Source organism: Nostocoides japonicum T1-X7 (genome assembly GCF_001046855.1).
Lineage (GTDB): Bacteria > Actinomycetota > Actinomycetes > Actinomycetales > Dermatophilaceae > Nostocoides > Nostocoides japonicum.
In genome coordinates, this window is the sequence record NZ_HF570958.1 from 4,605,178 (window position 1) to 4,608,731 (window position 3,554).

5 protein-coding genes are annotated in these 3,554 nt (G+C 75.5%); 1 reads left to right on the plus strand and 4 read right to left on the minus strand.

Annotated features, from left to right (window positions below; translation table 11 throughout):
• Window positions 1-26: 26 nt before the first annotated feature.
• From BN12_RS20915 to BN12_RS20930, 4 genes are all read right to left on the minus strand, one after another.
• Window positions 27-770, minus strand: coding sequence for a glycosyltransferase (locus tag BN12_RS20915; RefSeq protein WP_048555503.1), 744 nt, complete (start codon window positions 768-770; stop codon window positions 27-29).
• Between the two features lie 17 nt (window positions 771-787).
• Window positions 788-1,696 carry a DUF5926 family protein gene (locus BN12_RS20920; protein WP_048555505.1) on the minus strand — a complete coding sequence of 303 codons (909 nt, stop codon included), beginning with the start codon at window positions 1,694-1,696 and terminating at the stop codon, window positions 788-790.
• 55 nt (window positions 1,697-1,751) lie between these two features.
• Window positions 1,752-2,198, minus strand: coding sequence for an ATP-binding protein (locus BN12_RS20925; RefSeq protein ID WP_048555507.1), 447 nt, complete (start codon window positions 2,196-2,198; stop codon window positions 1,752-1,754).
• A gap of 86 nt (window positions 2,199-2,284) precedes the next feature.
• A complete protein-coding gene (locus BN12_RS20930) occupies window positions 2,285-3,100 on the minus strand; it encodes a glycerophosphodiester phosphodiesterase family protein (RefSeq protein WP_200901267.1) in 816 nt (271 codons plus the stop codon).
• 103 nt (window positions 3,101-3,203) lie between these two features.
• Between BN12_RS20930 and BN12_RS25505 the strand changes: the two genes are divergently transcribed.
• A partial coding sequence (locus BN12_RS25505) for an RNA polymerase sigma factor (protein ID WP_083454822.1) occupies window positions 3,204-3,554 on the plus strand: 351 nt, incomplete at its 3' end.

The window sequence follows — 3,554 nt, forward strand, 5'->3', positions numbered from 1 at the left end:
GCTGCGGACCGGTCTCCGGGACCGCGTCAGCCGCGGGCACGGCCCCTCCGGCCGCGCCGGCGGCGGGACCGGAGGGCGAGCCACACGTCGCGGTACTGCCGGGCCCGGTGGAGCTGGCCGCGCCAGTCCCGGCCGGTGACGCGGTGGTGCAGCTCGCACGGCACCTCCTCGACGCGCATCCCGGCCCGCAGGACGTCGACGGTCAGCCCGGTCTCGACCCCCCACCCCCGGGCGAGCGGCAGGGCGGCCTCGAAGGCGTCCCGGGACAGGCAGCGCATCCCCGACAGCGGCTGGGTGGCGCGGAACCCGGTGAGCCGCTCGATCCCGTCCCGGGCGAGCCGGACGACGAACCCGTGGCCGCCCCCGGCGGTCCGCTGCGGCGGCAGGATGGCGATCGTCATGTCGGCCCCGCCCTCCGCGACCGGCGGGACGAGGACGCCGAGGTTCGCCGCGCTCGCCTCGAGATCGGCGTCGACGAAGAGCAGCGGCCGAGGGCCGCCCACGAGGGTCCCCGCGCGCTGACCGGCAGACTCGGCCTCCGCGACCCGGGCGGCGCCGGTCGTCATCGCCGCGCCCTTGCCGCGGTTCCGCTCGTGCCGGGCGACGACCGCGCCGGCCGCCGAGGCGACCTCAGCCGTCGCGTCGGTGCTCCCGTCGTCGACGACGACGACGAGGTCGACGCCGGGGATGGTCCGGACCGCGGCGATCGTCGCGCCGATGCGGTCCGCCTCGTCCTTGGCGGGCAGGACGGCGGCGACGGGGGTGGCCATGGCTCGATGGTCCCCGGTCAGCGGAGGGTGACCTGGCGGGAGAGGAGTCCGGACCGCGCCCGGCGCTCCTCGGGAGTGAGCGCCTCCTCGGCAGCGAGCGCCGTCGCATACCGCTCGCCGAAGGCCGCAAGGGCCTCCTCGTGAGCGCCGGCCTCCCGCGTCGGGTCGAGGTCCCAGACGGGGACGAGGAGCCCGCAGGCGCGGAAGGCGCCGAGCAGGCGGGTGCCGTCGCCGAGGGCGTCCTCCCCGGCCGCGTGGAGCCGGGCGAGGGCGTCGGTCGCCTCGTCCTCGTCGTCGCCCAAGACGAGGCGGATGAAGGTGCGGTCCCCGATGCGGACCCAGAAGGCGGAGGGCAGCGCCTCGAGCCGCTCCGTCGGGACGACCGTCTCGTTGGCGCGGCGCAGCGACTCCTGGGCGTCCTGGTCCAGCTCGCCGTCGGCGACCCAGAAGTCGAAGCCCTCGTGGACGCTCGCCCGGATCGCGTGGGCGGCCTCGAGGCTCACGACGTCCTGGAGCCGGGGGCTGTCGGCCGTCGGCTGGGCGGCGAGGGAGAGCGGCGTGGCGTCCTCGAGCGCGAGGGTCTGCAGGAGCCGGGTCGCGAGGTCCCGGCTCGGGTCGCCGCTGGAGGTGCCGGACTGCATCCCGACGAGCACCTCGCCGCCGGCGCGGCGCAGCCCGGGCCAGGCGAGCGGCAGCACCGTCGCGAAGGTGACGGTCTCGGGGACGTCGTCGTCGAGGAGGTCGTCCGCGAGCCGGACGGTCGCCGTCGCGGCCGGGAGGATCTCCCGCATCGCGACCCACTCGGTCTCGCCGGGCAGCCCCTCGAACGGGCGCCGGGCGAACGGGACCGTCGTGGTGCGAGCGCGTGGAGCGCGGCCGGCGCGCTCGGCCGGGACGCCGTGGCGGCGCCGCGATGCCTTCCCCATGCCGCCAACCCTACAAAGCCCGAGCGCCGGGCCCGGGAGGCGAGGCGGAGAGCGGTCAGTGGCTGCGACGCCGCGACGGGCCGCCGAGGGCGACCCAGACGGTGACGCCGCCGCGCTCCTCGGCGACACCCCACTCGTGGGCGAGGCTGCGGACGATCCGCAGCCCCCTCCCGGTCGTCGACCAGAGGACGCGCGGGGCCGGCCGGGGCGTCGTCATGCCGCCCCCGTCGGTCACCTCGATCTCGACGCACTCCCCCTTGACCTTCCAGCGGACGCGCAGCGTGCCGTCGGCGAGGGGCCGGGCGTGGCGGATCGCGTTGGAGACGAGCTCGGAGGTGACGATCTCGGCCTCGTCGACGACCGAGACGGGCAGGTCGCGGGCGGCGAGGTCGGCGACGACCGCGCGGCGCACCCTCGAGACGCTGCTCGGGCGCCACGGGGCCCGGATGGTCCGGGAGGCCCCGACCCCGATGACCCCGCCGAACTCATCGTGTGCGGGCATGGCGGTTCGCGGTACCGCCTCACTGGACGGAACGGTAGCTGCCATGTGGTGCTCTTGCCCCTCGACGACCGGTGTCATCGAGCATGCTATCCACTTGTCGCGATCTGATCCATGACGAAGCGGGGACGATTCGTGATGATCGCGTCAACTCCGGCGTCGAGGCACCGGGAGACGTCGTCGGCCTCGTCGACGGTCCACACGTAGACCTGGTGCCCGTTGGCCTGCTGGCGACGCACCGCCCTGGCGGCCCGGCGCAGGATCCCGGGGGTGATGCCGATCGTCGTGACCCCCTTGGGCAGCGACCCGTCCCGCATCCAGACGGGGAAGTACTCGAGGAGCTGGACGAGCTCGACGTCCGGGTTGAGCGAGCGCATCCGCTGGAGGGCGAGGTGGGAGAAGGACATGACCTTCGTCGAGTGCAGCGAGTCGCGGCCGTCGAGGCCGAACCGGGCGAGGGCGAGCGACAGCGCCTTCTCGACCTTGCCGCCGTGCCGGCTCGGGTGCTTGGTCTCCACGAGGGTGACGAGCGGCCGGTCGACCTCGGTCACCATCGTGAGGAACCGGTTGAGGGTGAGGAGCATGTTGCGGTCGCGGTAGGGCGCCTCGGGCTCGTCGCCGGGGGCGAGCGCCTTCCACGAGCCCCAGTCCAGCGCCTCGAGCTGGGCGAGCTCGAGCGTCGAGACGACCCCGGCGCCGTTCGAGGTCCGGTTGACCCGGCGGTCGTGGACGCAGACGAGGTGCCCGTCCGCGGTGAGCCGGACGTCGCATTCGAGGCCGTCGGCCCCGTCGGCGACGGCGCGTGAATACGCCGCGAGCGTGTGCTCGGGCTCGTCACGGCTGGCGCCGCGGTGGGCGATGACGAGCGGTCGGACAGCGGCGTTCCCGGCCACGGACGCGGACACGTGCCCATCCTGCCGCACCGAGGTGGACGGCGAGCGGACGGTGGGACGATCGGGACCTCATGTCGTCCCCGACCGCTCACACCCCGTCCGCCCCGGGCGTTGTATGCCCGTGAGCCTGCCCCCGTTCCAGCGCCTCGTCGACGCCCACTGGCGTGACGTCGCCCGCCTCGCCCACGCGCTCGCCGGGCCCGTCGACGGCGACGACGTGGCGCAGCAGGCCTGGGTGCAGGCCCTCGCGGCCTACCCGTCCCTCCGATCCGCGACGAACCCGCGCGGGTGGCTGCTCACCATCACCCACCGGTGCGCGATGGACGTCCACCGGCGGCGGGCCAGGTCCGCGGTGCCCACCGCCGAGCCGGCGGACCTCGGGGCGGCGCCCGTCGTCGCGGGTCCGGAGGGCTCGACGCCCGACGCGGCCCTCTGGGCCCGGGTGGCGGCCCTGCCCGAGCGGCAG

What these genes read in the sequence shown, in the direction of transcription:
- BN12_RS20915 (WP_048555503.1), bottom strand. Translation starts at nt 770, where the DNA reads ATGGCCACCCCCGTCGCCGCCGTCCTGCCCGCCAAGGACGAGGCGGAC.
- BN12_RS20920 (WP_048555505.1), bottom strand. Translation starts at nt 1,696, where the DNA reads ATGGGGAAGGCATCGCGGCGCCGCCACGGCGTCCCGGCCGAGCGCGCC.
- BN12_RS20925 (WP_048555507.1), bottom strand. Translation starts at nt 2,198, where the DNA reads ATGCCCGCACACGATGAGTTCGGCGGGGTCATCGGGGTCGGGGCCTCC.